The 25,572-nt window shown below is 34.9% G+C and carries 30 protein-coding genes and 1 riboswitch; of the genes, 24 read left to right on the top strand and 6 right to left on the bottom strand.

Annotated elements, in window-relative coordinates; all coding sequences use genetic code 11:
- Positions 1–6: 6 nt before the first annotated feature.
- From rpsP to IGJ02_RS08630, 3 genes are all read left to right on the top strand, one after another.
- Positions 7–282 (top strand): 30S ribosomal protein S16, encoded by a 276-nt coding sequence (gene rpsP, locus IGJ02_RS08640; protein WP_010761445.1) that lies wholly within the window; start codon positions 7–9, stop codon positions 280–282.
- 11 nt (positions 283–293) lie between these two features.
- The gene (locus IGJ02_RS08635; protein ID WP_010761444.1) at positions 294–539 is read left to right on the top strand and encodes a KH domain-containing protein; all 246 of its coding nucleotides are present in this window, start codon (positions 294–296) and stop codon (positions 537–539) included.
- Positions 540–646: 107 nt separating this feature from the next.
- A complete protein-coding gene (locus tag IGJ02_RS08630) occupies positions 647–1,192 on the top strand; it encodes a TIGR01440 family protein (RefSeq protein ID WP_430601724.1) in 546 nt (181 codons plus the stop codon).
- Between the two features lie 60 nt (positions 1,193–1,252).
- Here the strand turns inward: IGJ02_RS08630 and IGJ02_RS08625 are convergent, their stop codons facing one another.
- Together IGJ02_RS08625 and IGJ02_RS08620 are read right to left on the bottom strand one after the other, a co-directional pair.
- Entirely contained in the window at positions 1,253–1,591 is a 339-nt protein-coding gene (locus tag IGJ02_RS08625; protein ID WP_010761442.1) for a hypothetical protein, read from the bottom strand.
- Positions 1,575–2,897, bottom strand: a complete 1,323-nt coding sequence (locus IGJ02_RS08620; RefSeq protein ID WP_430601723.1) for a DUF1576 domain-containing protein — start codon at positions 2,895–2,897, stop codon at positions 1,575–1,577. The genes IGJ02_RS08625 and IGJ02_RS08620 overlap by 17 nt, the downstream gene beginning before the upstream one ends.
- A gap of 268 nt (positions 2,898–3,165) precedes the next feature.
- Here IGJ02_RS08620 and IGJ02_RS08615 point away from each other — a divergent pair, with 268 nt between their 5' ends.
- Both IGJ02_RS08615 and IGJ02_RS08610 read left to right on the top strand, forming a co-directional pair.
- On the top strand, positions 3,166–3,711 hold the full coding sequence (locus tag IGJ02_RS08615) for a TetR/AcrR family transcriptional regulator (RefSeq protein ID WP_010761440.1): 546 nt from the start codon (positions 3,166–3,168) through the stop codon (positions 3,709–3,711).
- 155 nt (positions 3,712–3,866) lie between these two features.
- The gene (locus tag IGJ02_RS08610; protein ID WP_430601722.1) at positions 3,867–4,241 is read left to right on the top strand and encodes a YxeA family protein; all 375 of its coding nucleotides are present in this window, start codon (positions 3,867–3,869) and stop codon (positions 4,239–4,241) included.
- A gap of 128 nt (positions 4,242–4,369) precedes the next feature.
- Here IGJ02_RS08610 and IGJ02_RS08605 read toward each other — a convergent pair whose 3' ends face one another.
- Both IGJ02_RS08605 and IGJ02_RS08600 read right to left on the bottom strand, forming a co-directional pair.
- The gene (locus IGJ02_RS08605) at positions 4,370–4,585 is read right to left on the bottom strand and encodes a hypothetical protein (protein WP_010761438.1); all 216 of its coding nucleotides are present in this window, start codon (positions 4,583–4,585) and stop codon (positions 4,370–4,372) included.
- 608 nt (positions 4,586–5,193) lie between these two features.
- A complete protein-coding gene (locus tag IGJ02_RS08600; protein WP_430601721.1) occupies positions 5,194–5,952 on the bottom strand; it encodes a peptidylprolyl isomerase in 759 nt (252 codons plus the stop codon).
- A gap of 177 nt (positions 5,953–6,129) precedes the next feature.
- Between IGJ02_RS08600 and IGJ02_RS08595 the strand changes: the two genes are divergently transcribed.
- The 10 genes from IGJ02_RS08595 to IGJ02_RS08550 all read left to right on the top strand — a co-directional run bounded on the left by IGJ02_RS08595 (position 6,130) and on the right by IGJ02_RS08550 (position 14,805).
- Positions 6,130–7,224 carry a DUF871 domain-containing protein gene (locus IGJ02_RS08595; protein ID WP_430601720.1) on the top strand — a complete coding sequence of 365 codons (1,095 nt, stop codon included), beginning with the start codon at positions 6,130–6,132 and terminating at the stop codon, positions 7,222–7,224.
- Positions 7,225–7,355: 131 nt separating this feature from the next.
- The gene (locus IGJ02_RS08590; protein ID WP_430601719.1) at positions 7,356–7,985 is read left to right on the top strand and encodes an NUDIX hydrolase N-terminal domain-containing protein; all 630 of its coding nucleotides are present in this window, start codon (positions 7,356–7,358) and stop codon (positions 7,983–7,985) included.
- Between the two features lie 122 nt (positions 7,986–8,107).
- Positions 8,108–9,040: an alpha/beta hydrolase gene (locus IGJ02_RS08585; protein ID WP_010761434.1), complete on the top strand. Its 933-nt coding sequence runs from the start codon at positions 8,108–8,110 to the stop codon at positions 9,038–9,040.
- A gap of 162 nt (positions 9,041–9,202) precedes the next feature.
- On the top strand, positions 9,203–10,093 hold the full coding sequence (gene xerD, locus IGJ02_RS08580; RefSeq protein WP_430601718.1) for a site-specific tyrosine recombinase XerD: 891 nt from the start codon (positions 9,203–9,205) through the stop codon (positions 10,091–10,093).
- Positions 10,094–10,120: 27 nt separating this feature from the next.
- Positions 10,121–10,483 carry a hypothetical protein gene (locus tag IGJ02_RS08575; RefSeq protein WP_010761432.1) on the top strand — a complete coding sequence of 121 codons (363 nt, stop codon included), beginning with the start codon at positions 10,121–10,123 and terminating at the stop codon, positions 10,481–10,483.
- Between the two features lie 44 nt (positions 10,484–10,527).
- The gene (locus tag IGJ02_RS08570; protein WP_034683165.1) at positions 10,528–11,307 is read left to right on the top strand and encodes a segregation/condensation protein A; all 780 of its coding nucleotides are present in this window, start codon (positions 10,528–10,530) and stop codon (positions 11,305–11,307) included.
- Complete coding sequence (scpB, locus tag IGJ02_RS08565; protein ID WP_430601717.1) at positions 11,304–11,921, top strand: SMC-Scp complex subunit ScpB; 618 nt, start codon at positions 11,304–11,306, stop codon at positions 11,919–11,921. Before IGJ02_RS08570 ends, scpB begins: the two co-directional genes overlap by 4 nt.
- Positions 11,922–12,638, top strand: coding sequence for a pseudouridine synthase (locus IGJ02_RS08560; RefSeq protein WP_010761429.1), 717 nt, complete (start codon positions 11,922–11,924; stop codon positions 12,636–12,638).
- A gap of 210 nt (positions 12,639–12,848) precedes the next feature.
- Positions 12,849–12,973, top strand: a riboswitch (FMN riboswitch).
- A gap of 361 nt (positions 12,974–13,334) precedes the next feature.
- Positions 13,335–13,943, top strand: coding sequence for an ECF transporter S component (locus IGJ02_RS08555; protein ID WP_010761428.1), 609 nt, complete (start codon positions 13,335–13,337; stop codon positions 13,941–13,943).
- A 139-nt stretch (positions 13,944–14,082) separates the two neighbouring features.
- Entirely contained in the window at positions 14,083–14,805 is a 723-nt protein-coding gene (locus IGJ02_RS08550) for an alpha/beta hydrolase (protein WP_430601716.1), read from the top strand.
- A gap of 66 nt (positions 14,806–14,871) precedes the next feature.
- Here IGJ02_RS08550 and IGJ02_RS08545 read toward each other — a convergent pair whose 3' ends face one another.
- Positions 14,872–15,084, bottom strand: a complete 213-nt coding sequence (locus IGJ02_RS08545; RefSeq protein WP_430601715.1) for a ferredoxin — start codon at positions 15,082–15,084, stop codon at positions 14,872–14,874.
- 39 nt (positions 15,085–15,123) lie between these two features.
- Between IGJ02_RS08545 and IGJ02_RS08540 the strand changes: the two genes are divergently transcribed.
- The 5 genes from IGJ02_RS08540 to rpsA all read left to right on the top strand — a co-directional run bounded on the left by IGJ02_RS08540 (position 15,124) and on the right by rpsA (position 20,438).
- Positions 15,124–16,155, top strand: coding sequence for a helix-turn-helix domain-containing protein (locus IGJ02_RS08540; protein WP_010761425.1), 1,032 nt, complete (start codon positions 15,124–15,126; stop codon positions 16,153–16,155).
- Complete coding sequence (locus tag IGJ02_RS08535) at positions 16,152–17,594, top strand: RecQ family ATP-dependent DNA helicase (RefSeq protein WP_430601714.1); 1,443 nt, start codon at positions 16,152–16,154, stop codon at positions 17,592–17,594. Before IGJ02_RS08540 ends, IGJ02_RS08535 begins: the two co-directional genes overlap by 4 nt.
- 79 nt (positions 17,595–17,673) lie before the next feature.
- The gene (locus tag IGJ02_RS08530; RefSeq protein ID WP_010761423.1) at positions 17,674–18,216 is read left to right on the top strand and encodes an SAG1386/EF1546 family surface-associated protein; all 543 of its coding nucleotides are present in this window, start codon (positions 17,674–17,676) and stop codon (positions 18,214–18,216) included.
- Between the two features lie 129 nt (positions 18,217–18,345).
- Positions 18,346–19,014, top strand: a complete 669-nt coding sequence (gene cmk, locus IGJ02_RS08525; protein WP_010761422.1) for a (d)CMP kinase — start codon at positions 18,346–18,348, stop codon at positions 19,012–19,014.
- A gap of 212 nt (positions 19,015–19,226) precedes the next feature.
- Entirely contained in the window at positions 19,227–20,438 is a 1,212-nt protein-coding gene (rpsA, locus tag IGJ02_RS08520) for a 30S ribosomal protein S1 (protein ID WP_430601713.1), read from the top strand.
- A gap of 104 nt (positions 20,439–20,542) precedes the next feature.
- Here the strand turns inward: rpsA and IGJ02_RS08515 are convergent, their stop codons facing one another.
- A complete protein-coding gene (locus IGJ02_RS08515; protein ID WP_010761420.1) occupies positions 20,543–21,319 on the bottom strand; it encodes a helix-turn-helix domain-containing protein in 777 nt (258 codons plus the stop codon).
- A gap of 230 nt (positions 21,320–21,549) precedes the next feature.
- On the opposite strand from IGJ02_RS08515, the gene IGJ02_RS08510 reads away from it, so the two are divergent.
- From IGJ02_RS08510 to IGJ02_RS08495, 4 genes are all read left to right on the top strand, one after another.
- Positions 21,550–22,890, top strand: a complete 1,341-nt coding sequence (locus IGJ02_RS08510) for an acetaldehyde dehydrogenase (acetylating) (protein ID WP_430601712.1) — start codon at positions 21,550–21,552, stop codon at positions 22,888–22,890.
- Positions 22,891–23,062: 172 nt separating this feature from the next.
- Positions 23,063–24,373, top strand: coding sequence for a ribosome biogenesis GTPase Der (gene der / locus IGJ02_RS08505; RefSeq protein WP_010761418.1), 1,311 nt, complete (start codon positions 23,063–23,065; stop codon positions 24,371–24,373).
- 247 nt (positions 24,374–24,620) lie between these two features.
- Entirely contained in the window at positions 24,621–24,896 is a 276-nt protein-coding gene (locus IGJ02_RS08500) for an HU family DNA-binding protein (protein ID WP_010761417.1), read from the top strand.
- Positions 24,897–25,220: 324 nt separating this feature from the next.
- The gene (locus IGJ02_RS08495; RefSeq protein WP_034683176.1) at positions 25,221–25,490 is read left to right on the top strand and encodes a hypothetical protein; all 270 of its coding nucleotides are present in this window, start codon (positions 25,221–25,223) and stop codon (positions 25,488–25,490) included.
- Positions 25,491–25,572: the final 82 nt, after the last annotated feature.

Below are 25,572 nucleotides of genomic sequence, written 5' to 3'. Positions count from 1 at the left end.
TATAAAATGTCAGTAAAAATTCGTTTAAAACGCATGGGTTCTAAAAAGAGTCCTTTTTACCGTATTGTAGTCGCAGATTCTCGTTCTCCTCGTGATGGACGTTTCATCGAAACTGTTGGAACTTACAATCCTTTAAAAGATCCTGCAGAAGTAGTTTTAAAAGAAGATTTAGTTTTAGACTGGTTGTCTAAAGGCGCTCAGCCTTCAGATACTGTTCGTAACATCCTTTCAAAAGAAGGCGTTATGAAAAAACACCACGAAGCTAAACTTGAAAAGAAATAAGGTGACCGATAATGACAGATGTGAAAGAGTTAGTTTTAACTATCGTTCGCCCATTAGTCAGTCAACCTGAGCTAGTTAAATTAGAAATAGAGGAATCTGATGTCTTTCTAGAGTATAATTTGACGGTATCACCTGAAGATATTGGCCGTATTATTGGGAAGCAAGGACGTGTTGCTAAAGCAATTCGTACCATTGTTTACAGTGTACGTGTGGATGGACCGAAAAAAGTTCGTTTGAATATTGTAGATGGTAAATAGCACGAAATGAAGCATCCAAATTTTTGGGTGCTTTTTTTTACGTTTTGACGAATCAATAAATATCCGTTAGTATAAACTAAAATATAAGACAAGTTGAGGAGAAGTGAATGGACAACCTAAACAGCTATCAAAAACAACTAGTACAAGGTCTCGACGAATATTTACTACAAGCCGAATTAGAAATAGGTGATATTTTTGTGCTTGGCTGCAGCAGTAGTGAAGTCAGTGGAGGCGTAATCGGTAAAAACTCTAATTTAGAAATTGGCGAGATGATTGTTTCTACACTTAAAGATAAGTTGGCCAAAAAAGGAATTCATTTAGCTGTACAAGGATGTGAACACATCAACCGTTCGCTAGTTGTTGAAAAAGAAATAGCCAAACACCACCAGTTTGAAATCGTTTCTGTCGTCCCAGCTCTTCATGCAGGCGGAGCTGTGGCAGTGGCTGCTTTTCAATTTTTCCAAAATCCAGTTGTTGTTGAAAAAATCACTGCACAAGGCGGTATAGATATTGGCGATACATCAATTGGGATGCATATCCAGCATGTCCAAGTTCCTGTTAGAACATCCATCAAAGAAATCGGAGGAGCGCACACGACTTATTTACGTAGTCGTCCTAAATTGATTGGAGGTATTCGTGCTGTTTACAACTAAAAAAGATAAGGAGTAACCTGTTGATTCATTGGTTGACTCCTTATCTTTTTATTTGAACGATTATTTTTTTCTAAATACTTTGATTTCAAAAATAGGTGCATCAAAACTGATTTCTGCTTCGTCAATCATCAACCCTAACAGGTGATAATCTTCTTCTTCATGATGCGTGATCCCAAGCAATTCATCATAATAACTTTCAATACTTAGATCTCTAGGTGTGTTTAATAATTCTAATAAATGCAGGACATTTTCTGGTTCGTCTTCTGTTTTTCCTTGGATTTTGATGCAAAAACCTTCTGATGTAAAGTCTAGCCCAATCCGGATTTCCTCAATATCATTTGAAAAAAAGTAAGTCAGTAACTCATCTACGATTCTCTTAGCTTTATCTCTTTCTTGCATGTTGTTTCACCTTTCTGATCTGTAAAATATTATCAAGTAATGGTACCATGACCGCCGCCACAAAACCAGTAGAAAATCCATTATTATAGAGATTCAGTCCACCGTGAAGATAGCTGACATTTGTGACTAATGACATATGCAAAAATCCGGCGATCAAGCCAAAAGTAATCCCATAATATCCTGCAATAGGTGCTAGCCCTGTGCCAAAAATCCCTGCAAGTACCACGGTTGTTTGATTTACTTCAAAAACCGAAGATAATTGTGCTGTCAAAAAAACACTAACTAATAATGGTAAGCTGTTGAGTAGATGATTACCAAATGCGCTGAAACCAACAGCGGATAAAATAGCGCCAACAATTGGACCATTGAGTGTGGAATGACTAACTTGAGTATAACCAACTAGTAATAAACCCATCAGCGCCATATTCATCATCGTAGCGCCAATCCCTGCAATAGAAATAAAATCAGTAATCAATTTACCCGAAGTTTTGCTGATATCTTTTAGACCTTTCAGAGAAAAATGATTGATTATAAACCCAGCAACAAACATAATAAAAAATAAAAATAACAGAAAAAAAAGAAGTTTGGAATGATAAGCAGTAGAAACTAAATTTTTTCCTTCGATTTTCCAGCCAAACATCCTTAAAATTCCAGTAAACATCATTGCAATAAGTCCGGAAGTAAATCCAACATTATATAAAGAAAAACCTTGATGGAAGGTAAGAATATGAGATGCTAACGGTGGTAAAATCAACCCAATAAAAATACCAACGAAACATCCTAAAGGAATCGAAAGAGGGAGTGGCAAAGAAATTCCAAAGGTAAGATAGCTAATGATAGGAGATAGAGCACTCCCAAATAAACTAACAACGATAAATTGAGAAAAAGGCTTCTTTACAATTTTTGCATAACAAAGTCCACCAATAATAATTGGGATTGAATTATATAGATTTTTCCCAAAAAATGAACAGCCTGAAACGGTAAATAAAGCAGCAATCATAGGACCGTTGATTGGAATTTTTTCTTTTTTAGCAAGTAACACACTAATCAGTGTAAGCAATCCACTATTCACAAAAGCACTACCGAAAGTACCAAGTTCAATATAATCAGTTAATAAATTGCTAGGGGAAGTTAAAATACGGATCATACCTGCCCAGAGAACGGTGATAGGTTCACTGAGTAGACCAATTATAATCAAAATAACGCAATAACCAATGAGAAGATAATAATTTTTATTTTTATCAGTCATTTCTGGATTTTTTTTATTCGTATGTAAAAAAAGTGCTTGGCTGTTATTTTTAGCCATAAAGAATACCTCCATCATCTATCAATAATCTAACTATATCCTGTAAAACCTTCATTGGTCAATAACAATTCAGAAAAGTCAGGTAAATTATCATGTTTTTTAGCTATATTCATAATTATTGAGAAAATGAATCCCTAAAAGAGTGTAAAATAAAAGAATAAATATTAAAAAAATAAATAATGATAAATTGTATTCGTATTATACTATTTCTCAGTTGAGACGAACACGGGGCCAATACACATTTAAATTATACGAGGAGGGATTATATTTGGTTAGAAAGAAGGTCTATCAAAAGCAACATATTTTAGCAGCTGCACGAGATTTATTAATAGAAAAAGGTTTTTCCTTTATAACAGCACGAAATGTAGCTGAGCATATGGGGATTTCAACACAACCGATTTACCTTGAGTTTAAAAACATGGAAGAGTTGAAGTTGACTTTATTGAAAACAACATACGAATTTTTAGAAACTGAATTCTTTTCTAAAAAACAAACATCACATATACTTGCTAATTTTGGCTTAAATTATATTGATGTTGCCAAATCGAACAGCAAACTGTATATAGCTTTGTATATCGACCAACATTCATATGGTCAAGAATTAAAACAGTTATCATTTGATTCGTTTCGAAAATCGATTCAAAATGATGAGAAATATACAGAGATTGCAAAAGAACAACTTGAGAAATTGCACATGAATTCATTGATTTGTGCGATGGGAATGGCATCATTGAGTATTTCTGGAATAGTAAACCAATCGGAAGATCAATTGATTACGGCGTTTGAAGCAGTTGAGAAAAATTGTGGAATATAACATGCTGAAAAGCCTTAACATAATTTGTTTCTATTTACTGAGACTGAGAGATTCCTACGCCAAAAGTATTAAGCAGATTTCGTCTATTTGACTGATTTTTTTTAGTGATATCATTGCTAAAATAAGTTTATCAAATGAAATTTGGAGGAATTATCTTGAAAATAATTAAATCAATCGCTGTACTAGCCTTACTTTCAGGCGTCACTCTTTTTGGAGCTAAACTATATACACAAAACAAATCAGATGAACTTTCAGGCACTGTAGATCAATTAAACCCACTAGTGACAGAAGGTGTAGTTTATGTCAAAACGAAAAAAGCCGACAGCATAAACAGCTACGGCATTACGACATATAAACAACAAACATTCGACAAAGATGGTCAGCAAAAAGAACTTACTTTTACAGCAGATCATGAATTGATAACTGACCGTTATTTAAAAATATACAATAAAGGTGCCCATGTTGAAACATTTGAAGAAGTTTCTAGAGAAACCGTTCCTGAAAAAGCATTACAGCAATTGAATAAATAGAAAGACTGCAACATAATATAAACTAACGAAATGAATTGGACAACAGGGAGAATCAATGGATGATCTGTTTTTGTTCAATTCAAGTTAGAATTATATTCGTGCAGTCTTTTTTTATGCAATCAATTTGTTCAAACAGCCTGAGGTATAAAGTCAATTGTACATAAATCATTGTGATGAAAATGGATAGTCGCTCGGATTTTTCCATCTTCAATCAATTTTTGTGCAGTGTCTTTTACGTCTTCTTGGTCAAATTGCTGGAAATTGATCACGTTTGCTACAAAATGAGGAGCTTTCCGATTGGAAGCCTCAAGAATGAGCGTTTCGATATGTGGATTAAACGTCACGTGCTTTCACCTCTTTTATCAACAGTACCACTTTATTTCTAAAATGGGTAGTAATTCATTGATACATGAGGATATGGAAAGAATTTTCTTCATACTACTAAACTTTCTCCAACATTTTTTCGTAGCCAGAGTAAAAATGTTGATTTTTTAAGATTATTAATTTATTGTGAGAGGTTCCAATTAATTGTTGTAGTTCAAACAAATTCTTCTTCTAATAATGATGAAAGAGTAGGTTTATACGGGATATTTTCTCGTTTTGCGATCTATTTGATAAGGAGGAAGCGATAAAAAAATAATGTCTGCATCATCTATAGCTAGTTTGATCCAATCTATAGTTGTTGTGGCTTCAATGATCCATGACTCTTTGGGCAAAATAATTTGAAGCTATTTGGTGGATTCTTCTACAGAGTAAGGTTTATCTCATGTGTGATGATGCTTCCACATGGGGTTATCTAATTAATAATAAGGTATCTCTTTTTTAGCTAATAGCTGTCTTGCAAAGGTTGTGTCTCCACCGCCAACAGGACCAGCAATCATTATTTTGGTGATAGTTGTCCTCTAATCAGAAAGAAAAAAGAATGGCAATGAATCGCCATTCTTTTATCTATTTATTTTTTTGCTTCTTGTAAAATATTGATTTTCTCGATGCGGATATCTTTCTTAGGTTTATCTTGTTCGCCAGTTTCAGCAGAGGTGATTTTATCTACAACATCCATACCTTTAGTTACTTGACCGAAAACAGTATGTTTGCCGTCTAGGTAAGGTGTACCACCTTTTTTGTAAGCATCGATAATTTTTTCTGGATAATCATCTTTTAATAAGCCATCTGACTTATCCTCAGCATTTTGAACAATAAAGAATTGGCTACCGTTAGTGCCATTACCTTTTTCATCTTTACCAGCATTAGCCATTGATAGGGCGCCGCGTAGGTTGTACAACTGGTCAGAGATTTCATCATCAAAAGAGTCATTCCAAATACTTTCACCACCTGTGCCATCACCCTTAGGGTCTCCCCCTTGGATCATGAAATCTTTGATAACGCGATGGAACGTAACATTATTATAATAACCATCTTTTGCATGTGTCATGAAGTTTTCAACCGTTTTTGGTGCTTGTTTAGGAAATAGTTTGATTTCAATTGTTCCTTCTGTTGTGACCAATTCAACTAAATCTTCTTCTTCACTAACTGTATCTGACAATTGAGGCAATTCTAGTGAATTTAAATCGACAGATTCAGACGTTTTCGTATCAGTAGAAGAAGTAGCAGAAGAATCCGCAGTTTTTTTCTCATTTTTAGGTCCACAAGCTGCAAATAATACTAATGATGTTAAAAGAGCAGTCGCAGCGATGAATTTTTTTGTTTTCATAAAGTTAAGTCTTCCTTTCAATAATAGTTACATCTCATAATAACAAATCCTCTTTAGAACTGCTAGTCAAAATGGGGAAATTTTAAGATTCTCAAAAGGTGTAGACCACTTTTTATTATTCTGCTATAATGAAAATGCATACATTATAATCAATACAAATCTTAGGAGGCAGTAATAATGGGAAAATTAGGTATTTCTATTTATCCAGAACGTTCAACTTTTGAAAAGGACAAAGCATATCTAGATTTAGCACATAAATATGGATTTAAACGTGTTTTTACAAGTTTACTTCAAATCACAGAAGACAAAGAAAAGGTTTTAGCAGAGTTTAAAAAAGTTGTTGATTACGCTAACAGTCTTGGAATGGAAGTGATGGTCGACATTAATCCTGCCTTATTTGAACAATTAGAAATTTCTTATGATGACTTATCATTTTTTGATGAAATGGGTGCGTATGGTGTCCGTTTAGATGTTGGTTTTACTGGTGCTGAAGAAGCGAAAATGACGCGCAATCCATACGGAATCAAAATCGAAATTAACATGAGTACAGGAACAAGTTATGTAGACAATATTATGAGTTACTCACCGAATACAGATAACTTATTAGGTTCACATAATTTCTATCCACATCGTTATTCTGGTTTAGGGTATGATCATTTTGTTTTTTGTTCTGAAAAATTTAGAAAATACAATTTAAACACAATGGCTTTTGTGAACTCACACGATGCAACATTTGGGCCTTGGCCGACACAAGATGGCTTGTGTTCATTAGAGGATCACCGCGATCTAGAAATCGCTACACAAGTGAAACACTTAGTATTAACTGGTTTGATCGATGATATCTTAGTTGGTAATGCCTATGCATCTGAGGCTGAATTGAAGGCGATGTCCGAGGCGTTCAAGGCTGAATACCCATCTGTGAAAGTAGATGTTGCAAAAGATATTACAGATGATGAAAGAGAAGTCTTGTTCACAAGCCTTCATAGCTATCGTGGAGACCGTTCAGAATATATATTGCGTTCAACTATGACACGTATTCACTTTAAAGACCGTGCCTTTCCTGCTCATAACACAAAAGATATGACAAAAGGAGATGTTTTGATCGACAATGTTGGATATGGTCAGTACAAAGGTGAAACACAAATTGCCTTGAAAGAAATGAAAAATGATGGACGAGTGAATGTTGTTGGACGTATTTCTGACGATGAATTATTCTTATTAGATTTCTTGAAACCTTGGTCTAGTTTTAAATTAATTGAAAATAATAAATAAAATAGAATTGAGAGCAAACAAAGGGAACTTAAAACTTTTGTTTGCTTTCATTTTTTCTTTCTTAAGATTTATACTAATTAATTCAAAATGATCATTCTTTCGATAAAATAAAAAGAAAAGAGGTGACATTTATGGAAAAAGAACTAAGTGTTTTATTAGCAAAACTTCAAGGGATTGCACAAACGGGGAAAAAATATGGAAAAGATATTTTTGATCAAGAACGATACGACGAACTTTCTAAGGTAACAAAACAGTTAATAGAAACTTTGTACCCTAGTTTATCAGATAAAGAGTTAACGGTTCTTCTCGAAAAAGACGAAGGATATGCAACGCCAAAAGTAGATATTCGAGCAGTTATCTTCAATCAAGAAGGGAAGTTATTGCTGGTAAAAGAAAAAAGTGACAACTGCTGGGCTTTGCCAGGAGGTTGGGCTGATATTGGCTATTCACCGAAAGAAATCGCTGAAAAAGAAACAATGGAAGAAGCAGGAATATCCGTTAGAGCCGAGCGCTTGATTGCCGTGTTAGATATGTCAAAACATGATTTCCCCCCTAAATTGACTTATGTTTATAAATTTTTTATTCAATGTGTCACTGAAAATCAAGAATTAAAAACTGGAATTGAGACGAATGATGCTGGCTATTTTTCACTACAAGAAATTCATTTGCTTGCTCTCTCTAAACAACGAAACATCATCGATAATTTTGAAATGATTTTTGCTGATTATCAAAATGAAAAAAATATCATGATTTGTGATTAGCATTGCGAAAATGCCAATAAAACATTATACTATTTAAGGATTTGAAAAAAATAGTATCATTTGTTATTTATTTAAGAAAAGCATATTTTATGAGTGATACGTTTAAAATGGGGAGTAATAAGATGAATCGCATAGTAAAAATTTTGATAGCTATAGTTGTTTTAGTTGTAATCGTACTAACAGGAGCTGGGATGTATTTCTATAATTATGCTGTTGTTCCTTCAACAAAAGATTTCTTAGCTGGGGATACACCAGGAACCGATGTTGAAGCTAAAACACCAGAAGAAAAATGGTTTAAAGACAAAAATAATCGTTCATATTGGGATTTGACGTCTAAAGATGGATTAAAGTTAAAAGCAATTTATTTACCTGCTGAAGAGAAAACGGATAAAAATGTTATTATGGCTCATGGGTATATGGGAAGCGCCGAGACAATGGCGAGCTTTGCTAAAATGTACCATGACTGGGGTTATAATGTTTTAGTGCCGGATGCTCGAGGACATGGTGAAAGTGAAGGCGATTATATTGGTTTTGGCTGGCCAGAGCGAAAAGACTATCTTCAATGGATCGATAAAATGGTTACTGAAAATGGTAAAGATAGTCAAATCACTTTATACGGTATTAGTATGGGTGGTGCCACAGTCATGATGACTAGCGGCGAAAAACTACCTGAAAATGTCAAAGCGATCGTGGAAGATTGTGGCTACTCAACTGTAAATGGGGAACTCGCTTATCAATTGAAAGATATGTTCAATTTACCGGCGTTCCCACTAGTTCCGGTTACAAGTTTGATTACTAAAATTCGTGCAGGTTATTTCTTTGGCGAAGCAAGTTCTGTCGCTCAATTGAAGAAAAATAAAGTACCAATGTTGTTTATTCACGGAGATGCAGATAAATTTGTGCCATTTAAAATGTTGAATGAAGTATATAATGCAACGGATGCACCAAAAGAAAAATTTGTCGTAAAAGGTGCAGAACATGCTAAAGCTTATACCGTTGATCCAGAAGCTTATAAGAAAAAAGTTGAAAGCTTTTTAACTAAATATGTAGATTAATGATGATCGTCATCCAGTTTGAATCACTGGTGACGATTTTTTAAAGCAGAAAAGTGGGGTTATTTTAGAATAAAGTTTTATTTAAATGCTAGTCGTGCTAATTTTACTATGCATCCACTAGAATTCTTTGATATGATAATAAAAAGAAATGAGGTAAAATAGATGGAAGAACAAATTATTGACTATCTGCATTACTTACAAATAGAACGAGGGCTTTCCCTTAACACAAGAAAAAGCTATGAACGAGACTTACATAAATATGTCACTTTTCTAAAAGAGCAGAAGATCGAAACTTGGCAAGTGATTGACCGTTATATAATTATGGAATATTTACAAACATTGTATAATGAGAACAACTCATCTGCGACAATTATTCGAATGATTTCAAGTCTTAGAGGTTTTCATCAGTTTTTAAGACAAGAACGATTGACAGATCACGACCCAATGCAGCATATCGATTCACCTAAAAAAGCACAAAAACTCCCTAGTACACTTTCTGTAGAAGAAGTTACTTCACTGATTGAAACACCAGATACAACCAAACCTTTAGGCGTAAGAAACCGAACAATTTTAGAGGTCATGTATGCTACTGGACTTCGAGTGAGTGAGCTTGTAGAACTAAAAATAGGGGATTTACACTTATCAATGGGATTATTACAGACAATTGGTAAAGGAGATAAAGAACGGATCATTCCCTTAGGAAATTACGCGATTCAATGGATTGAAAAATACCTAGAAGAAGCACGGCCTGTTTTGATCAAAAAAAATCAAAGTGAGACACATTTGTTTGTAAATCATCATGGTAAGCCGTTATCACGCCAAGGAGTTTGGAAAAATTTAAAACAAATCGTCCGAGAAGCAGGGATCAATAAGAATATAACGCCACATACATTGCGACATAGTTTTGCGACACATTTATTGGAAAATGGTGCGGATTTGAGAATTGTACAAGAACTACTCGGACACGCAGATATTTCTACAACTCAAATTTATACCCATATTACAAAACAGCGGATGGCAGATGTTTACAAACAACACTTCCCAAGAGCTTAAAGAATAAAAAAGAGAGAAGGTGAGATCATGTTAACTTATTATCGAAAAGAGCAGCGTAAAATTGCGATGGGTTTATTAAGTTTTCATCAAAAATTAACAGAGTACCATTCACTGCTAAAAGAATTAGACATGTATGAAACAGAAGATAACTTGCATTTACTTTTTTGGACACCAGTTGGAGAACAAAACATTCAAGGAATCGTAGGAATAGAAGTAGAAACGTCTGAAGCGATGATTTTACATGATATATCGATCAACCCTTCTTTTAGAGGAGAGAAGCTTGGGTTTGACTTACTAAATGAAGTTAGGGAGTTGTATCCTGAGACAAAAATTTATGGCACATTAGCCACATCCGCTTATTTATCTAAGTGGAAAGAACACAATGCTTGAATTTTATGGTAAACTAAAGAGTTGAAAAAGAAAGTTGGATGATCTTGCAGGAAATTAATGTGAAATTGGATGTATTTGAAGGACCACTCGATCTTCTTTTACATTTGATTCAAAAATTGGAAATCGATATTTATGACATTCCGATTGCTGCAGTAACGGAACAGTATATGAACTATATCCATACAATGAAAACGTTGGAGTTAGAAATTGCTGGGGAATATCTAGTGATGGCAGCAACATTGATGGCAATCAAAAGTAAAATGCTTTTGCCCAAACAAGAGTTGGAAATGACAGAAGACGATGAAATCTTAGATGGTGAAGACCCACGAGATGCGTTGGTTGCTCAATTATTAGAATATCGTAAATTTAAATATGCAGCGGGTCTTTTGCATGAAAAAGAATCTGAAAGAAGTCTTTATTATACAAAAGAACCCATGGACATAGATGAATATAAAGAAGACAATCCTTTATTGGAACCGAATCAACTGAATACAATCGATCTTTTTCTAGCTTTTCATGCAATGCTAGAAAAGAAAAAAAGTCGTCAGCCAGTCGAAACAACGGTTACTGGAGATGATGTATCGATTGAAGAAAAGATTGCAACAATCACGCAAAAAATGTGTCAGATCGATCGGAATACACCGATAAACTTTGAGTCTTTTTTTACGAACTATTCTAAACAAGAAGTTGTTACGACCTTTATGGCTTTGTTGGAATTGATGAAAAAAGGGGTCGTTCATGTAGAACAAGAGGACAATTATAGTACCATTTTACTCTATAATACATCCGAAGAGATTGAAACAAGTACGGAGGAAACAGCGTGACCACAGTTAGTCAAATCGAAGCGATTTTATTTGTTGTTGGTGAAGAAGGAATTGGTTTAGAAGAATTGTCTTATTTATTAGGACTATCTACCGCCAAAACATATGAAGCATTGACCGCTTTAAAAGAGCGCTATGAATCAGATAAACAAACCGCATTAAATATTTTAGAAGTTGGAAATCACTTTATATTATCTACGAAAAAAAACTTTGCGCCGTTATTAAAAAAATATGCACAATCACCTATCTCGAATTCTTTGTCCCAAGCAGCCCTTGAGACATTGTCGATCGTTGCTTACAAGCAGCCGATTTCAAGAGTAGAAGTAGATGAGATTAGAGGTGTTCAGTCAGCAGGGTCTATGCAAAAATTAGTTGCTCGCCAACTGATTGAAGAAAAAGGACGAGTGGACGGTCCTGGTCGAGCTATTTTATATGGTACTACTGCTTATTTCATGGATTATTTTGGGTTAAGATCCTTAGAAGAGTTACCAGATATCCATCAAATGGAAGAAGAAATCGCTGAAGAGTTACCTTTAGACCTCTTTTTCGACCGTTACAAAGAATTAAATGAAGATCCGCCAACAACGGACATAAATGAATCGGAGGAAGAAAACTAAATGGAAAGACTTCAAAAAGTAATTGCGCATGCAGGAATTGCATCACGTAGAAAAGCAGAAGAATATATTGTCAACGGACGTGTAAAAGTAAATGGGAAAATCATTCGAGAATTAGGAACGCAAGTAGGGAAAAATGATAAGGTTGAAGTAGATGATGTGCCAATTTACAAAGAAGAATATGGTTATTATCTTTTCTACAAACCAAAAGGCGTCATCTCCGCTGTTTCGGATGATAAAGGTCGAAAAGTTGTTACAGACTTTTTCTCTCACATCAAAGAACGAATTTATCCTGTTGGACGATTGGATTATGATACCTCTGGATTATTACTATTAACGAACGATGGTGAGTTTTCTCAAAAATTGACTCACCCAAGTCATGAAATCGATAAAGTTTATGTGGCAAAAGTAAAAGGTTTAGCTAAAAAACATGATTTGCTTCCACTGACTAAGGGAATGAAAATCGAAGGGTACAAAACTGCGCCAGCTGCTTTTGAAATCATATCTGTCGATCTTAAAACAAACACGAGCATTGTTGAATTGACGATTCATGAAGGTCGTAATCACCAAGTGAAAAAAATGCTTCAGGCAGTAGGTTATCCAGTTCAGAAATTAAAAAGAGAAAAATATGGTGATTTGACCTTAAAAGGACTACGTCCAGGTGAATACCGCAACTTAAATAAAAAAGAAATTAGTGTTTTAATGAATCAATCAAAATAATCTTTTTAGAGAAGTTAGAAAAAAGAACGTAGCTCCGATAAATAAAAGGAGCTACGTTTTTTCGCCGTTTATTCGGATATAATGCGGAGTAAAACCGATTTTTAGAAATACTCCGACTCTATTCAATTCCACATATGTGACACAATGAACATAAATATTGCTTTTTTCTAGAAAGAATGTATACTGTAGTTGTACAAAAAATTAATAAAGGTTCGTCTTCAGGGGCAGGGTGAAATTCCCGACCGGTGGTTATAGTCCACGACCTACTTCATTTGAAGTGGCTGAATTGGTGAAATTCCAATACCGACAGTAAAGTCTGGATAAAGAAGATAGGGCTTATTTGAATTGGCATTTTTCAGATAAGATAACTCTACTCTATTTTCCCTGCTGGAAAATAGAGTTTTTGCTGTAGATTTCTGATAATCACTACTATTAGACAAAGGATAAAGTAGATGATGAACAATACGCGGCAAGAAAAGTGAGATATGTTACCATCTGCTGTAACACTGTACTTAATTAAAAATTAAATATGAGTGGATCACTTCTCGCAGTGTGTTAGAGGATTGTATGACAATAATGAGACCATTGATACATACAAGACTAAGTGACATCTTACAACAAATCAAGAGCAATCAATGGAAAAGTCAATTTAGAAAAGTTCGTTTGAAGATGGGTCCTTAAACAGGAGGATTTCATATGCGAAACAACAAGGTACAAAAAATGGTAAGTGTAGCAATGTTAGCAGCAATAGGTGTGGTTTTACAATTTGTAGCGTTCCCAATCATACCATCATTAAGTTTTTTAAAAATCGATTTCAGTGACATTCCCGTTATGATCAGTATGTTTTTATTTGGTCCGTTAGCTGGTATAAGTACCGCGTTCATAAGATCAGTATTGCATCTGTTTACGACAGGAGCATCACCGCAAAATTTAGTGGGGGATGTAGCTAGCTTTTTTGCAACAACTGTCTTCACTTTACCGATGTATTATTTTTTCAAGCGAGGAAGCGACAAGCTTTCAAACAAAATTTTAGGAGTCTCTACAGGGATAATTGCTCTAACTGTTTTCATGGGTGTAGCAAATTATTTTGTGATTACACCAATTTATTTGCAACTATTCGGCGTATCAGCGGGGCAATTTTTAGGAATGTCACTAGCGAAATATGTTACGATTGGAATTATTCCATTCAACTTGATTAAAGGCACAATTGTAAGTGCTGTTTTCTTAGTACTTCATGCAAAACTTTTGCCGTGGTTATCCAGAAAACAATATCAGTTGGGGCATAAAAAGACAATAACAAAATAAACAATTGATATAAATAGCTGAAACATAGAGTAGAACACGTCGTTTTGCTCTGTGTTTTTTTGATTGTCAATACAAATTATTCTAGTTACAAGTCGATTTCTGCTAAAATAGAAATGATAAGAACGAGAGGAGAACGAACATGAAAAAATGGCAAAAACGATTACTTTGGTTTATAGGAGTACTTGCAACAGTGATTTTGGTCGGTTTATTTTATATAAAAACTATTACCTATACCCCGACGACAATGGCTTTGGAAGCATCTCAAAAAGCACATGATGAAAATGGAGTGTTATTTTTTAAAGGAAACGAAGAGAAACCGGCACTTATTTTTTATCAAGGAGCTTTAGTTGAAAATGCTAGTTATAGTATTTGGGCTGAGAAAGTAGCAGAGGCTGGATTTTCAGTTTATCTTGTAAAACAGCCCTTAAATCTAGCTGTTTTAGGCCAAAATAAAGCAAAGCAAGTCATTCACTCTAATGATCTAAAAAATTATGTGATCGGTGGGCATTCACTAGGAGGAGTTATGGCTAGTCGCTTTGCTGCTGAACAAGATAATAATGCATTAAAAGGTGTATTTTTCCTAGCAAGTTACCCTGACGAAAAAGGGAGTCTTTCAAAGTTTAAAGGACAAGTACTCTCACTGACAGGCTCTGAAGATGGTGTTTTGAATTGGCAAGCATATGATCAAGCCAAAAAATATTTACCTAAACAAACTGTTTTTGAAAAAATCAAAGGTGGAAACCACGCCGGATTTGGTAGTTATGGTGAACAAAAAGGAGATAAACCTGCTCTAATTAACAATGACGAACAACAAGAAGAAGTCGCTAATCAGCTAATTGATTGGTTAAAGACAATCAACTAAATAATAAAAGGAGAAAATACCGTTTTTTGACAAGTATTTTCTCCTTTTATTATGAAGCTAATTTCATTATTTTTCTATGATCTCTATTGCACGAACAGGACATTTGCGGTACGCTATTAACGCATTGTCCTGTTCATTTCCAGAAACAAATTCTTGAAGGGCCTCGCGATCATTTTTAAAAATGACGATCCCATCGTCATTATAATCAAAAATTTCTGGTGCATAGACTTGGCACAACCCGCAAGCAATGCACTTTTCAGGAATTATTTTACATAACATAAGAGCACATCCTATTCTATCATTGAAAGAGGTGTAAATATGGAACCTTCCTTTATTTTAGCTTTATTTCAGCATGGATACAAGGTACGCACTTCAACTTTGTATCATCTTTTAAAAGGCAAGCGGACAAGTTCTGTATTGCTATATGGTTTTTTATATGAAAACTTACGATTTTTCCAGCTATTTCCATTATTATCTGACAAACAATTTCATACTATAATAAAAGAATTAGGTAAACAAGACTTATTGAATCTGACATCTGATGGCGAAGCTCAGATAACGTCTAAAGGTATACAGGTCGCAGTTTATGATGTCCATCATTTTTCTTGGATCAACAATTATCGATTTGGGAAAACAGATGAAACGATTTGGCGTTTATTACAATTTACGGTGCAAGTTGTTTCTAATTTATCTTATACGAATAAACATTACGTTCCATTAGAACAATCGCCATTGTATCAAAAACAAGTGAAAATGTATATAAAATCAATGCCTAAAGCGCAGTTGATCGAAACAGTCAAGAAAGAATGGACGCTGTTATTTTCTCATCTAACGAACGATGAAGCAAATTTTTTTGCTCAACAATTTTCGGGCTATCAACAAATCGGTAAAACATCGTTTCAATTAATGAAGGATGATGATAACACCTTTGAGCGACAGTTATATAAAAAAGAAAAACTCCATCATCTACTGGATACGATTTGTCTAATGCCAGATGGTAGTTTCTTAAAAAAGTTGGTTCTTCCTTTAGTGAAACAAAATGAAAATAAAAGTATGAGTGAAACAAGTTCATATATGAAAACGCAGCTTCCGATAGAAGCGTTAGCTCAGAAAAGAAGGGTCAAAATAAGCACAATCAAAGATCATCTTATGGAATTAGCCTTAACTAAGGATTTTCCGTTTGAACGCTTTATATCCAAAGAAACAGAACAATTTTTATTCGAATACCCTAAACCATATCAAGAATGGACATATCGATCAGTCAAACAAAACAGTCCTGAACTGGACTACTTTGAGTTTCGTTTATACCAAATTCAAAAAATTAGAGAAGAAAGAGAATCACGCCAATGAGAGTGGATTTAGAACATGTATTACAAGATAAATTTGGCTTCAGTACATTTAAACCAGGGCAAAAAGAAGTGATTGAACAGCTGTTAAAGAAACAAGACACATTAGCTGTCTTGCCAACAGGTACTGGAAAATCCTTGTGTTACCAGCTAGTTGGACAATTAGTTAAAGGGAATGTGATTATAGTTTCACCACTTCTATCTTTAATGGAAGATCAAGTGATTCAGCTTCAAAAAAAAGGGGAAGCAAGTGTTATTGCTCTAAATAGCAGTTTGTCTTTTATTGAAAAGCACTATGTATTAAATCATTTAAGTCACTATAAATATATTTTGATCAGCCCAGAAACATTAACTCAAAAAGATGTTCGAAAAAGAATAGCTGAATTAACGATTGCTTTATTTGTAGTAGATGAAGCCCATTGTGTTTCTCAGTGGGGCGTTGATTTTAGACCAGAATATACCAAGCTAGCTAAAATCCAAGCAGAATGTGGTTATCCATTGACTTTGGCATTAACAGCCACAGCAACTCCAGCTGTAAAAAAAGAGATTATTAAGCAATTATTTTCTCATCGCAAAACAATTTCAGAAGTTATTTTTTCTGTGAACCGACCAAATATTGGTTTGATTGTCAATCAAACAACTGAAAAAAGTGATACATTAATTTCTTATCTGACAGAATTAAAAAACAGAGGAATCGTGTATTGTGCAACTAGAAAAACAGCAGAGAGAATCAATCGATTAATCAATGCACAGACGAATTTAAAATCAGCATTTTATCACGGGGGTCTGACTGCCAATGAGCGTAGTTTGTTGCAACAACAGTTTGTTTCAAATCAATTAGATGTTCTATGTGCGACAAATGCTTTTGGCATGGGGATCGATAAGCCGGATGTACGCTTTGTTATTCACTATGATTGCCCGGATAGTTTAGAAAATTATGTTCAAGAAATTGGCCGGGCAGGTCGTGATGGGCAGGCTAGTGTAGCGATTTTACTCTATCAACAAGGTGATGAATCTATTCACCATTATTTTCAATCTGAAAGTCGGCTTGATCGAGAACTTTTAAATGAACTAGCTGAAATCCAAACTGAAGATCAAGAAACCATTTTACCTACACTAAATGAAATTCAACAAAAATGGCTGCAAGGATACTTTGAAAAGGAGTACACAATCGAAGAATTAGAACAAAGATTATTAAGAAAAGAGAAAGAACGTCAACAACAGTTAAATGTTATGTTAAACTATATCAATGAAGAAAAATGCCGTCGGGTGTTCATTCAGCAGTATTTTTCAGAAACAATCACAAAATCAACACAAGAAAATTGTTGTGATTGTTGCGGCTTATCCTTTGACAACTATAAAGGGCAAATAGTACAATCACCAGAAGAAAAGGAAATCTCCGAACAGTGGGAGGACATTTTAATAAGATTATTTAAAGAATGAAAATAATCTTATTTTAGGCTACAGTTGACAAAAAGCTGTGGTATAATAGCAAACGAGATAATTTTAGGAGGAACGATACGTGAGTAAAAAAGATAAGAAAAAACCATCAGGTGCACGTGAACCTTGGGAGCAGTCAATTTATGATACGGATAAGAATGCTGGGGGCTCTCGCTCAGAAAAACGTCAACAAAAAAAGGGCAATACGGTCTTTCTAACAATTTTAGTTATTCTATTATTATTGATTATTACTTTACCAGTTGGAACCTATCTTTATGTTATGAGAGATAAATCTGACAATAAAGAGGCTAGCCAACCATCATCATCTGTAGTTGTTCAATCATCGACAAAAAACAGTTCAACTCAGCCATCCTCTTCAAGTGCTAGTTCTTCGCAAGAGCAACCAGCATCGTCTTCAGAAGTAGCAGGCGAAAGTAGTGCACCACAAGAAACCACACCGACAAGTGCACCACAAGAAGCAGCTGTATATACTGAAGTGCTTAATGGAGAAGGACCAAATCAAGTTGCCACAAGAAATGGGATAACAACAGATGAGCTATTACAATTAAATGGCTTAACTTTGAATTCTGTTTTACAACCTGGACAATCATTACGTGTAAAATAGCAACAAAATTGGGAGAAAAGTAACGACTGCTTAATGCAGTTGCTTTTTCCCATTATTAAGGGTCTGAAACAAAACAATTTATGTTTTGTACCAGACTCTTTTACTATGTGATAAACAAAGGAGTTCACTATGAAAAAGATAAGCATCGCAATCGATGGACCAGCGTCTTCTGGTAAAAGTACAGTTGCTAAGATTTTAGCAAAAAAATTAAATTATATTTATTGCGATACAGGAGCGATGTATCGGGCTTTGACCTACTTAGCAATTAAAAAAGGTATTGATTTTGAGAATGAACAAGGCTTAGTTGACTTGTGTCTTAACCACACTATTTCATTTAAACAGACTGAAAAAGAGCAGTTAGTTTTTGTTGATGGAAGCGAAGTAACTGAAGAAATCAGACAACCTAATGTAACAAACGCTGTTTCGATTGTGGCAAAACATGGAGCGGTTCGACAAAAAATGGTAGAGCTTCAGCAAGAGATTGGACGTTTAGGCGGTGTTGTCATGGATGGACGAGATATTGGAACAGCTGTGTTGCCTGATGCAGAAGTTAAAATCTTTTTGGTTGCTAGTGTGGAAGAACGCGCTGAAAGACGTTATAAAGAAAACCAAGAAAAAGGTATTACGACTGATTTTGATACGTTGAAAAAAGAAATCGAGCATCGGGATCATCTTGATTCAACAAGAGCAGTGTCTCCTTTAAAACAAGCAGTAGATGCAGTTAAAATTGACACAACTGGAATGAATATAGAAGAAGTGGTCAAAGAGATCGAAGAGATTATCATAGCTAAAAGTTAAGGCTTCGTATTTTGTAATAAAATAGCTAGAAAGAAAGTATGACTGCGTAAAAGTTATACTTTCTTTGTCCTAAAGAAAGAAAATTTCTTCTTATCTCAAATAAAAAAAAGAAAATGAGAGAAATCGCTTTATTTTTTCAGTAAAATCCCTTACTATTAAAGGAGTAGGTCAGTTTTTACGAATTTTTTGGTGGCATAGGAGGATAAGTATTCATGACAGAAGACAAAAAAGTGGAAATCAGCAATGAAACAATGGAAGACGCAATGAACAGTTTTCAAGAAGTGAGTGTTGGCGACATCGTTAAAGGTGAAGTGCTAGCAGTCGAGGACAAACAAGTAATTGTTGGTATTGAAGGTGCCGGCGTTGAAGGCGTGGTACCAGCAAAAGAATTATCTACGACACAAGTAGAGGATATCAATGAATTAGTAAGTGTTGGCGATATCTTAGATTTAGTTGTCATCACATCAATCGGCAAAGATAAAGAAAATGGTAGTTATTTACTTTCTAAACGTCGTTTGGATGCTAAAAAAGTTTGGGAAGAAATCGAACAAGATTTTAAAGCAGGTAAAATTATCGAAGCTCCAGTTACAAATGTTGTAAAAGGCGGTTTAGTGGTTGACGTTGGTGTTCGTGGATTTGTTCCAGCATCAATGGTAGAAGATCATTTTGTCGATGACTTTTCTGCATATAAAGGCCAAACATTGACATTCAAAATCATTGAAATTGAGCCTTCAGAAAATCGTTTGATTTTATCTCACAAAGCGGTTGTTGCAGCAGAGAAAAATTCTAAGAAAAAAGATGTTTTGGCGACTCTTCATGATGGAGATATCGTTGAAGGTAAAGTGGCTCGTTTAACTGATTTTGGTGCGTTTATTGATTTAGGTGGTATTGATGGATTAGTTCACGTTTCTGAAATTGCTCACCAACATGTTGCGAAACCAAGCGATGTGTTAACAGTAGGCGATGACGTAAAAGTTAAGATCCTTTCAATCAATCCAGAAGAAGAACGTGTGTCACTATCAATTAAAGAAACATTAGCTGGACCTTGGGAAGACATCGAAAACAAAGCAGCAGTTGGTTCAGTTCTTGATGGAACTGTTAAACGTTTGACTAGCTTTGGTGCATTTGTTGAGGTATTTCCTGGCGTTGAAGGATTAGTTCACATTTCTCAAATTTCACACAAACATATTGCAACACCTCACGAAGTATTACAAGAAGGTGAAGCAGTTCAAGTGAAAGTATTGGAAGTTAATCCTGAAGAACACCGTATTGCATTAAGTATCAAAGCATTAGAAGCAAAACCTGAATCTCAGGAAGAACCAAAAGATGTCCAAGAATATGAACTGCCAGAAGAAAATACTGGTTTCACAATGGGCGATATCCTAGGGGATGCTTTGAAATCACAAGATACTGATTCTGAATAATTTTTCAATTCGAGCGGAGGGGAACCTTCGCTTTTTTTGTCTAAGAAACTAAAAATAGCATTAACTAAAGTGTATTTAGTTAATGCTATTTTGGGATTAGATCCTCAATTATAAATTACTCGTAAATCTGCTGGTGTATGTTCCCCGCGATATTGCTTACGGAATTGGTGAGGAGATTGGCCTACTTTTTTCTTGAATAACTTGCTAAAGTAAGTAGAATCAATATAGCCAACGGTTCCAGAAATTTCTGTGATGGATTCTTCTGTTTTCATCAATAATTGTTTGGCTTTTTCTACGCGATAAGCAGTTAAGTAATCAATAAAGTTCATGCCAACGGCTTCTTTAAAAAAGCGACTGACATAATGACGATTCAAGTGCATGATATCAGCTAAAGTAGTTAAGTTGATTTCTTCATTGTAGTGGTCATGAATGTAATCCAAAATAGTATTGATTTGTTCTTTTGCTAAAATAGTTGGTTTATTATTCAATACATCCATCAGAGAAACTTGGTTGAGTGATTTAACGCAGCGATCGATAGCAAATTTTAATTCATTAAAATCAACGGGTGTCAATAAGTAATCGATTACACCACATCGCAAGGCTTGATGAATACTTTCAAAATTATCTCGTTCAGTCAAAATAATCACTTTGATATTTGGAAGCTGTCGAACTATTTTGCGTTTAACAATAAAACCATCAATATCTAAATGGTCGATTGCTATCAAAAGAATTTCTGGAAGCAACTTTTCAGCAATTGTTAAAGCTTCTTGCTCCGTTTCAGCAGGAGGTAACACTTTTATATTCATAAATGAGTCGTTGATAGATTGTTGAAGTGTTCGTTGCTCTTTTACATCATTACTGACAATCATTAATCGGCACATAAGTAAAACCCTCTTTTCTTTGATGAGATAATAGTTCTTTTGTTTGTGAAAATTTCTTTACTACTACATAATACCTTGAATAAATTCAGCTTTCAAGTGCAATTGTTTGTGAAAAAGATACACGAATAGGTTAATAATGTCCATAATCTTCTTAAAATATTCCCTAACAAATTGAAAAAAATAGATTAAAATCAATTTGTAAGCGTTTAAAAAAGAAGGAGTGTTCAAATATGACTGAAGTAATTAAAGTAAAAGAAATTGAAACATTAGTCGAAACCGCAAAGAAAGCTCAAGCAAAGTATGAAAATTATACGCAAGAGCAAGTAGATGCTATCGTAAAAAATGTATATCAAAAAACACTTGATAACGCAGAAAAATTAGCTATTTCAGCAAATGAAGAAACTGGATTTGGAAAAGTTTCCGATAAAATAATCAAAAACACTTTTGCCAGTGAGCAAGTTTATGAAAGTATCAAAGATTTACCGACTGTCGGCGTAATTAACCGTCGTAAAGAAGACAAAATTATAGAAATTGGTATTCCTTTAGGTGTTGTCGCAGGTCTGATTCCTTCAACAAATCCGACCGCAACAGTGATCTTCAAATCGTTAATTGCGTTGAAAACTAGAAATGCAATCGTTTTTTCACCACATCCAAAGGCTTTAAAATCAATCTTAATGGCTGTTGAAATCATTGAAAAAGCAGCTGTTGAAGCTGGAGCGCCTGCTGGTTTGGTTCAAGTAATCCAAGAGCCAACATTAGATGCGACTAGTGCTTTGATGAAGCATGCAGATGTATCACTGATTCTGGCGACGGGTGGTAAAGCAATGGTGCAAGCAGCCTACAGTTCTGGAAATCCAGCCATTGGGGTAGGTCCTGGAAATGTTCCTGTATTGATTGATGCAACTGCTGATATCCCACATGCAATTGATTGTGTTATCAGTAGTAAAACGTTTGATAACGGAATCATTTGTGCTTCAGAGCAAGCGCTGGTTGTAGATAAGACAGTGAAAGAAGCAGTTATCGAGCAATTGAAAGCTAAAAAGGCTTATTTTATGAACGAAGAAGAATCAGCGAAAGTTAGTCAATTTATTTTGAGAGAAACAGGAACTTTGAATCCAGATATCGTTGGAAAAAGCGCTTCAGATGTTGCAAAATTAGTGGGTATCTCTGTTCCAGAAGAAACGTCTATCTTAATTTCAGAGCAAACAGAAATCGGTCACCACAATCCTTATTCAAGAGAAAAATTAACACCGATTTTAGGATTATTTACAGTTGATTCCTTTGAAAATGGCGTAGAAACATGTAAAGCGTTACTTGCTAATGAGGGAACAGGTCACACTGCAGTGATTCATACAACAACGGATGCTAATGCAGAAATATTTGGCTTAGAAATGAGAGCATCGCGTATTTTAGTGAATACATTAGGAGCATTAGGAGCAATTGGTGCAACAACAAAATTAGCACCATCAATGACGTTAGGTTGTGGTGCAATGGGCGGAAGCAGCACCACGGATAATGTAACAGCTCATCATTTAATGAATGTAAAACGCATCGCATATGGTGTTGAATAGTAATAAACGATAAAATAGAAATCCTGTAATTGCGAGTTAAGCTATTCTGCAATTACAGGATATTTTTTATGTTCAGCGGTTTAATTCACTTATTTCACTAGTTTTTCTTGCATCTTAGACAAGCTTTAGGTAAACTAGTAAAGATTGAAAACTTGTCAAGGAGGTAATTTGAATGGCAAATCCAACAATTGCAATTGTCGGGCGCCCGAATGTAGGGAAATCGACGATTTTTAACCGTATAGCTGGTGAAAGAATTTCTATTGTAGAAGACACACCAGGTGTAACAAGAGACCGTATTTATGCCACAGGAGAGTGGCTAGGACGTGAGTTTAGCATTATTGATACAGGTGGTATCGATCTAAGTGACGAACCCTTTATGGATCAAATCAAGCATCAAGCTGAAATCGCTATTGAAGAAGCGGATGTCATTGTTTTTGTCGCAAGCGGCAGAGAAGGTGTGACAGATGCAGATGAACTAGTTGCGAGAATTTTATACCGCAGCAATAAACCAGTCATTTTGGCTGTAAATAAAGTTGATAACCCTGAAATGCGAAATGATATTTATGAGTTTTATTCTTTAGGTTTAGGGGATCCATTTCCTATTTCTGGAAGTCATGGTTTAGGTATTGGAGATGTTTTAGATGAAGCAGTCAAACATTTTTCAACTGAAATCGAAGAGGAAGATGAAGACACAATCAAATTTAGTTTGATTGGACGTCCGAATGTTGGTAAATCATCATTGATCAACGCGATTCTTGGTGAAGACCGTGTGATCGTTTCTGAAATTGAAGGAACAACCCGGGATGCGATCGATACGCATTTTGAATCGGAAGATGGACAAAAATTCTTGATGATCGACACAGCAGGTATGCGTAAACGCGGCAAAGTGTATGAATCGACTGAAAAATACAGCGTGATGCGTGCAATGCGTGCAATTGAGCGCTCAGACATTGTTTTAATGGTTTTGAACGCTGAAGAAGGTATTCGTGAACAAGATAAGAAAGTTGCCGGATATGCTCATGAAGCAGGACGTGGCATTATTATCGTCGTGAATAAGTGGGATACTGTTGAAAAAGAAACGAATACGATGCGCGACTTTGAAGAAGAGATTCGTGAAGAATTTCGATACCTCGACTACGCACCGATCATCTTTGTTTCTGCACTTACGAAACAACGCTTAAACAAATTACCAGAATTGATTGAACTTGTTAGTATGAATCAAAATCTACGTATCCCATCTGCGTTGTTGAATGATGTAGTAATGGATGCCATCGCCATCAATCCGACCCCAACAGATAAAGGCAAACGATTGAAAGTCTTTTACGGCACACAAGTGGCAATCAAACCGCCAACATTTGTTATTTTTGTAAATGAAGAAGAATTAATGCACTTTTCTTATGCACGATTCCTAGAAAATCAAATTCGTAAAGCTTTTACATTTGAAGGAACACCAATCAAAATTATTCCAAGAAGGCGGAAGTAGCGCATTTTACCACACTTTTTTCAATTGTACAAATAAATTCATTGAGTTATAAAAAAAAATGATAGTTTTAGAAAAAACTGGTTAAAACGCATCAAAAACCTTGCTATTACAAGCTTCCTATGATATCGTGATAACAGAATATTGATCCAATTCAATATTTGTACGTCATTTTTGGACCACTCAAAAATAAACGTAAATTAGATATCTTTTAGATATCCTATCCCTTGTGGAGGAGGTGAAATAATCCATGGCAAATAAAGCAGAATTAATCGAAAACGTTGCATCTTCAACTGGTTTAACTAAAAAAGACGCAACTGCAGCAGTGGATGCTGTATTTTCAACAATCCAAGAATCTCTTGCTAAAGGTGAAAAAGTTCAATTAATCGGTTTTGGTAACTTTGAAGTTCGTGAACGTGCGGCTCGTAAAGGACGTAACCCACAAACTGGTAAAGAAATTCAAATCGCTGCAAGCAAAGTACCTGCGTTCAAACCAGGTAAAGCGTTGAAAGATGCTGTTAAATAAGACAGTTCTTAGAACCCTTGATTATTCAAGGGTTCTTTCTTTATATTCTAGAAATAGTAAAAGTAAAGAGATCAAAGTAGTTCAAATTATAGTTTGACTAAGGAATAAAAATAGGATTTTTTGAATGTTGGAAGTTTTTTTATCAATCGTACATTTTTCCATAGTTGTCAAAATAAGTCTAAAATACGCTTATTTAAAGTACTCAAATTAAAAACATAGTAAAAATTCATAGAATAGATTTGAAAAAAAGTGGAAGACACGATAATCTACTTCAAACAGAATCAAGAAAGTGGACATAGCAATTATTTCGTGTATCATAAAGTTATGGAAACTCACACAGGATTATTAACCCATATCAAGGTATTCAAAGAAAAGCCGTATGCTATAACTGGAATGTTAATTTGGGAAAATGATGTCTGTATTAATTGTGTCATCAAAAACAGACCGTTTGCCAGGTATGTACTATCGTTACCGATGCATCAATATGAAATTGAGGTAAAAGGAAACTATAATAGTAGAGGGCAATTTGATGTAAAACATATGCGCATCGTTAACATAGATAGCTATATTGCTTTGATCGGAACACCTGAATGAAAGAACCCTCGACTCGTCAAGGGTTCTTTCGTTATTTCCTATAAAAAATTCAAAAAGCCAATCGTTCTGATTGGTTTTAAGG

The sequence above is a fragment of the Enterococcus sp. DIV0724b genome (assembly GCF_050531475.1).
Taxonomy (GTDB): Bacteria; Bacillota; Bacilli; order Lactobacillales; family Enterococcaceae; genus Enterococcus_L; species Enterococcus_L haemoperoxidus.
The sequence above is the reverse complement of the archived record's forward strand: the minus strand, read 5'-3'. Positions and strand labels throughout refer to the sequence as shown.

Excerpts from the sequence above, each read along its gene's own strand:
- der (WP_010761418.1), top strand. The coding sequence starts at position 23,063 with ATGGCAAATCCAACAATTGCAATTGTCGGGCGCCCGAATGTAGGGAAA.
- IGJ02_RS08545 (WP_430601715.1), bottom strand. The coding sequence starts at position 15,084 with ATGTTATGTAAAATAATTCCTGAAAAGTGCATTGCTTGCGGGTTGTGC.
- rpsP (WP_010761445.1), top strand. The coding sequence starts at position 7 with ATGTCAGTAAAAATTCGTTTAAAACGCATGGGTTCTAAAAAGAGTCCT.
- IGJ02_RS08560 (WP_010761429.1), top strand. The coding sequence starts at position 11,922 with ATGGAAAGACTTCAAAAAGTAATTGCGCATGCAGGAATTGCATCACGT.
- rpsA (WP_430601713.1), top strand. The coding sequence starts at position 19,227 with ATGACAGAAGACAAAAAAGTGGAAATCAGCAATGAAACAATGGAAGAC.
- IGJ02_RS08550 (WP_430601716.1), top strand. The coding sequence starts at position 14,083 with ATGAAAAAATGGCAAAAACGATTACTTTGGTTTATAGGAGTACTTGCA.
- IGJ02_RS08585 (WP_010761434.1), top strand. The coding sequence starts at position 8,108 with ATGAATCGCATAGTAAAAATTTTGATAGCTATAGTTGTTTTAGTTGTA.
- IGJ02_RS08515 (WP_010761420.1), bottom strand. The coding sequence starts at position 21,319 with ATGTGCCGATTAATGATTGTCAGTAATGATGTAAAAGAGCAACGAACA.
- IGJ02_RS08555 (WP_010761428.1), top strand. The coding sequence starts at position 13,335 with ATGCGAAACAACAAGGTACAAAAAATGGTAAGTGTAGCAATGTTAGCA.
- IGJ02_RS08630 (WP_430601724.1), top strand. The coding sequence starts at position 647 with ATGGACAACCTAAACAGCTATCAAAAACAACTAGTACAAGGTCTCGAC.
- IGJ02_RS08595 (WP_430601720.1), top strand. The coding sequence starts at position 6,130 with ATGGGAAAATTAGGTATTTCTATTTATCCAGAACGTTCAACTTTTGAA.
- IGJ02_RS08635 (WP_010761444.1), top strand. The coding sequence starts at position 294 with ATGACAGATGTGAAAGAGTTAGTTTTAACTATCGTTCGCCCATTAGTC.
- IGJ02_RS08600 (WP_430601721.1), bottom strand. The coding sequence starts at position 5,952 with ATGAAAACAAAAAAATTCATCGCTGCGACTGCTCTTTTAACATCATTA.
- IGJ02_RS08620 (WP_430601723.1), bottom strand. The coding sequence starts at position 2,897 with ATGGCTAAAAATAACAGCCAAGCACTTTTTTTACATACGAATAAAAAA.
- xerD (WP_430601718.1), top strand. The coding sequence starts at position 9,203 with ATGGAAGAACAAATTATTGACTATCTGCATTACTTACAAATAGAACGA.
- IGJ02_RS08575 (WP_010761432.1), top strand. The coding sequence starts at position 10,121 with ATGTTAACTTATTATCGAAAAGAGCAGCGTAAAATTGCGATGGGTTTA.
- IGJ02_RS08625 (WP_010761442.1), bottom strand. The coding sequence starts at position 1,591 with ATGCAAGAAAGAGATAAAGCTAAGAGAATCGTAGATGAGTTACTGACT.
- IGJ02_RS08540 (WP_010761425.1), top strand. The coding sequence starts at position 15,124 with ATGGAACCTTCCTTTATTTTAGCTTTATTTCAGCATGGATACAAGGTA.
- IGJ02_RS08495 (WP_034683176.1), top strand. The coding sequence starts at position 25,221 with ATGGAAACTCACACAGGATTATTAACCCATATCAAGGTATTCAAAGAA.
- IGJ02_RS08535 (WP_430601714.1), top strand. The coding sequence starts at position 16,152 with ATGAGAGTGGATTTAGAACATGTATTACAAGATAAATTTGGCTTCAGT.
- IGJ02_RS08500 (WP_010761417.1), top strand. The coding sequence starts at position 24,621 with ATGGCAAATAAAGCAGAATTAATCGAAAACGTTGCATCTTCAACTGGT.
- cmk (WP_010761422.1), top strand. The coding sequence starts at position 18,346 with ATGAAAAAGATAAGCATCGCAATCGATGGACCAGCGTCTTCTGGTAAA.
- IGJ02_RS08510 (WP_430601712.1), top strand. The coding sequence starts at position 21,550 with ATGACTGAAGTAATTAAAGTAAAAGAAATTGAAACATTAGTCGAAACC.
- IGJ02_RS08590 (WP_430601719.1), top strand. The coding sequence starts at position 7,356 with ATGGAAAAAGAACTAAGTGTTTTATTAGCAAAACTTCAAGGGATTGCA.